The following is a 4,247-nucleotide window of genomic DNA, read 5'->3' as shown; positions in this document are numbered from 1 at the left end:
TTTCAGGGATTCAATCTGCTCGGAAAAACCTCAGCGATCGAAAATGTCGAGCTCCCTTTATTGTATCGGGGAATCGATGCACAGACCCGAAAGACCAAAGCGATGGAAGCACTCAAGAGCGTCGGACTGGAACATGTCGCCCACCATACTCCGGGGGAACTCTCCGGAGGCCAGCAGCAACGTGTTGCCATCGCCCGTGCGATCGTAACCGATCCCGTGGTACTCTTAGCAGACGAGCCGACCGGAAATCTTGATACCGCCAAAAGTATCGAGGTTATGGAACTTCTGCAATCGTTTAATCGCGACAAAGGAATTACCATTATTATGGTAACCCATGAAGTCGATATGGCGGCATATGCATCACGAATGATCCATTTTCGCGACGGATTGATCGATAAGGGTCACAGATGATCTGGAACGCTTTTATTTTAGCACTCCGTGAAATTCGCCGCAGTGCGCTGCGCTCCATCCTCACGACATTAGGGATCGTTATCGGGGTAGGATCGGTCATCGCCATGGTAATGCTGGGAGATGCAACCACCGCCTATGTCACCAACAGTATCTCCAAGCTCGGCAGCAATATGCTCATCGTCCGTCCGGGTCAGGATCGCCACGGCCCGCAAGGAACCGATACAACCGCCAAGCGGTTTACCCATAACGATATCACCACAATAAAGCGTGAAATCGGAGGATTAAAAGGGGTTGCCCCCGTCGCCTCCAAAGGGATGCAGGTGGTCTACGGAAACCAAAACTACTCCACCTCTATTGACGGGAGCGATAACGATTATTTTACCGTCAAAGATTGGGCATTTGAGTCGGGTCGAATGTTTGCTCCTGCCGAACTTCAGGGGGGAAAAGCGGTCTGTGTCATCGGTGAAACCATCAGAAAAGAGCTTTTCGGAGATCAAAATCCCATCGGTGCCTCAATACGACTGGGGAACTTTTCATGCAAAGTGATCGGCCTGCTCCACCCCAAAGGGGCTTCGATGTTCGGAATGGATCAGGATGATATCATCGTTGTCCCCATCCGTATGTTTCAGCGCCGTATCAGCGGAAACCAAGATATCGCCGTCATTATGCTCTCTGCAAAAAATGCTTCGAGTATCGAAAATATAAAATCCTCTATTATTGCGATGATGAGGGAACGGCGTCATATCCGCAGCGGCGATGAAGACGACTTTAACGTTCGGGATCTGCGCGAAGTGGTTCAAACCCTCACCTCTACCACCAAAATGCTTACCCTCCTTTTGGGAGCCGTAGCAACCATCAGCCTCCTCGTCGGGGGGATCGGGATCATGAACATTATGCTCGTCTCGGTCACGGAACGTACCCGCGAAATCGGGATACGTCTGGCTATCGGAGCACTTGAGAGGGAAGTACTGCTTCAATTTTTGGTCGAAGCGATCGTCCTCTCTTCGCTTGGGGGAGTTATAGGGGTTGTATTGGGGATAGGAGTAGGGATTGGAATCAGTATATTTTTCGATCTGCCCCTGATTTTTAATACGATGATTGTCATTATCGCTTTTTTATTTTCTACCGTTGTTGGGATAGTTTTCGGCTATTTTCCGGCACGCAAAGCAGCCCGTCTCAATCCGATCGATGCTTTACGGTATGAGTAATCGGTCGATATTACGTTATCTAGTCCAAAAGGAGTTTTCATGCAAATCGGAACCGCAACAGCGACCAATCCCTACAGCCAAAGTGCATTAGGATTAAACGAAAAAGAGACTCAAGATTTTAAAGAAAAAATCAAAAGTGGCGAAATTTCAGGTAAAACTCTCTCTCAAGCCTATCTCGTAGAGTACAGCCTTCAAATCGAAAGCTATTCGTCCAACAATATCCAAGCCCAAAGCGCCCCCTTTGATCTTGCCAAGGTCAAAGATATCCTCAGCTCGATCGATTTTCAATCGATCGGCTATACCGGAAAACCGATTGCCGATATGACGCCTGAAGAAGCTAAATCTCTCGTAAGCGAAGAGGGCTATTTCGGTGTTTCCCAAACATCGACACGATTGTCCGATTTCGTATTAAACGGCGGCGGAAATGATTTGGAACGGCTAAAAGCCGGAAGGGAAGGAATTATCACCGGATTCAATGAAGCTGAAAAAATGTGGGGAGGCAAACTCCCCGATATTTCGTACGAAACGCTCGACAAGGCGTTGGCTAAAATCGATGAAAGAATCACCGCATTGGGGGGAAACGTACTCGATACGACAGCATGATATTTATTGCTCCGTACGACCGTAATGATCGGATAATTAAAAAAAAATCAGACTTCGATTCATGCAGATTGGTTTTACAGAAACGATGTTATAATCTTTCAATATAGCTTTATAAAATTATTAAAATACACAATCAGGTTTATATGACTACCCTATCTTCTCTTTCAAATACCTACCGCAAAAAAGAGTGGATAGCGGGAATTTTTGTTTTTCTCATTAGTGCTATCCTATCCGCCAGTGTTATTTGGCATCTCGACAGTATGCATGTTAATGAGATGAAGCATAAGATCAAAGACCTTGCCAATGAAAATGTTTTTCATTTAAATAAAAACATCGACCAGATCATGGCCCTGAGCTATCCGATCGCTTCGACCGTTCATAAAAACGGAAACATGGATGATTTTGATTTCATCGCCGAAAAACTGCTCGTCTCTTATCCCCTAATTTCCGAAATTGCACTTGCACCGGAAGGGATTATCAAGCACGTTATTCCCCTCAGGGGAAATGAAAAAGCGCTAGGGCTTAATCTCTTTATCGATCCTAAACAGCAAACGGAAGCCTTAATCGCACGCCAAAGCGGAAAACTGACACTGGCAGGGCCGCTGCGTTTAGTACAGGGAAGAGAAGGCCTTGTGAGCCGTTTTCCCGTATTTATAGGCGAGGATAAAAAATTCTATGGATTTGTCCTTATCGTCATCCGTTTCCCTGAAATTCTTCAGAGCAATACGCTAAGGAATCTCACCAAAAATGGGTATTTGTATACCATCACCCGTATCCATCCCAAAACAAAACAGCTCCAGACAATTGCCTCTTCAGGTACCGAAGCCCTTGACCACCCCGTTAAAACACTGATTGCCTTTCCTAATGCTCAGTGGGTATTAAGCATAGCACCGATCGATGGATGGCATAATCATTGGCTTTTTGCATTGGAATCGGCGTTGGGTCTTCTGATCAGCTTTCTGATGGGATATGTGGCCAAACAATACCTCGAAGTGCAAAATCACCGCCGTCTCCTTGAAATACGGGTCCAAGAACGTACCTCAGAAATTTTAGAAACCAAAAACCACCTCCATACCTTGCTCGATACCATTCCCGATCTTATATGGCTAAAAAATAGAGATGGAATTTATCTCTTATGCAATCCGATGTTTGAACGCTTTTTCGGCGCCAAAGAGGAAGAGATCATCGGCAAAAGCGATTACGATTTCGTGGATAAAGAACTGGCCGATTTTTTCCGCAAGAATGACCGTTTGGCGATGGAAAGCGCTGCTTTGAGTATTAATGAAGAGTGGGTTTCATTTGCCGATGATGGCCATCGTGCCCTATTGGAGACCATTAAAACTCCCATGCTCGATGAAAAAGGGAATCTGCTCGGTGTTCTGGGAATAGCACGCGATATCACCGAACGCAACAAGCATGAAGAACGGATAGAGCAGCTCTCCCATCTTTATGCGGCTCTTAGCCACTGTAATAAAGCGATTGTCCGATCTTCTACCCCGGAAGAGCTTTTTCAAGAAGTGTGCAAAGGTATCGTTTCTGATAATTCCATTATCATGGCATGGATCGGTCTCGTCGATCCTAAAACCCATCTGGTACGGCCTGTCGCCTCTTTTGGAGATATCCATGATTATCTTGAGGGAATCGAGATATCTACCCTTGCCGATACCGCATCCGGCAGAGGGCCGACAGGAACTTCTATTAGGGAAAATCACCCCTACTGGTGTCAAGATTTCCTGAATGAAACCTCTACGTCCCACTGGCACGAACGCGCTAAAATAGCGGGGTGGAAGGCATCTGCCGCATTGCCGTTTCATTTATACGGCGAAGTAGTCGGAGCATTCACCGTTTATTCCCATAAGCTCAATGCCTTTGACCCCTCCAGTCAAGAGTTGCTTATTGAGATGGCCATGGATATCAGCTTTGCGATGGAAAATTTTGATCGCGAAACCAATCGGACGATATCGGAAGCACGTCTCCATCAGACGGAACAGCTTCTTGAAGAAATGAGTGCAGTAGCCCATATCG

At 46.3% G+C, this 4,247-nt stretch carries 4 protein-coding genes; all 4 read left to right on the top strand.

The window, feature by feature from the left end; translation table 11 throughout:
- The coding region (locus Q0C19_RS11170; RefSeq protein ID WP_295056015.1) for an ATP-binding cassette domain-containing protein at positions 1 to 411 on the top strand (411 nt) is incomplete at its 5' end.
- Complete coding sequence (locus tag Q0C19_RS11165; protein WP_295056013.1) at positions 408 to 1,619, top strand: ABC transporter permease; 1,212 nt, start codon at positions 408 to 410, stop codon at positions 1,617 to 1,619. The genes Q0C19_RS11170 and Q0C19_RS11165, both read left to right, overlap by 4 nt.
- A 39-nt stretch (positions 1,620 to 1,658) precedes the next feature.
- Positions 1,659 to 2,222 (top strand): hydrogenase-4 component G, encoded by a 564-nt coding sequence (locus Q0C19_RS11160; RefSeq protein ID WP_295056012.1) that lies wholly within the window; start codon positions 1,659 to 1,661, stop codon positions 2,220 to 2,222.
- A 143-nt stretch (positions 2,223 to 2,365) separates the two neighbouring features.
- A partial coding sequence (locus Q0C19_RS11155) for a GAF domain-containing protein (protein ID WP_295056011.1) occupies positions 2,366 to 4,247 on the top strand: 1,882 nt, incomplete at its 3' end.

The sequence above is a fragment of the Sulfuricurvum sp. genome, from assembly GCF_023250475.1.
Taxonomy (GTDB): domain Bacteria; phylum Campylobacterota; class Campylobacteria; order Campylobacterales; family Sulfurimonadaceae; genus Sulfuricurvum.
The sequence above is the reverse complement of the archived record's forward strand: the minus strand, read 5'-3'. Positions and strand labels throughout refer to the sequence as shown.

Excerpts from the sequence above, each read along its gene's own strand:
- Q0C19_RS11165 (WP_295056013.1), top strand. The coding sequence starts at position 408 with ATGATCTGGAACGCTTTTATTTTAGCACTCCGTGAAATTCGCCGCAGT.
- Q0C19_RS11160 (WP_295056012.1), top strand. The coding sequence starts at position 1,659 with ATGCAAATCGGAACCGCAACAGCGACCAATCCCTACAGCCAAAGTGCA.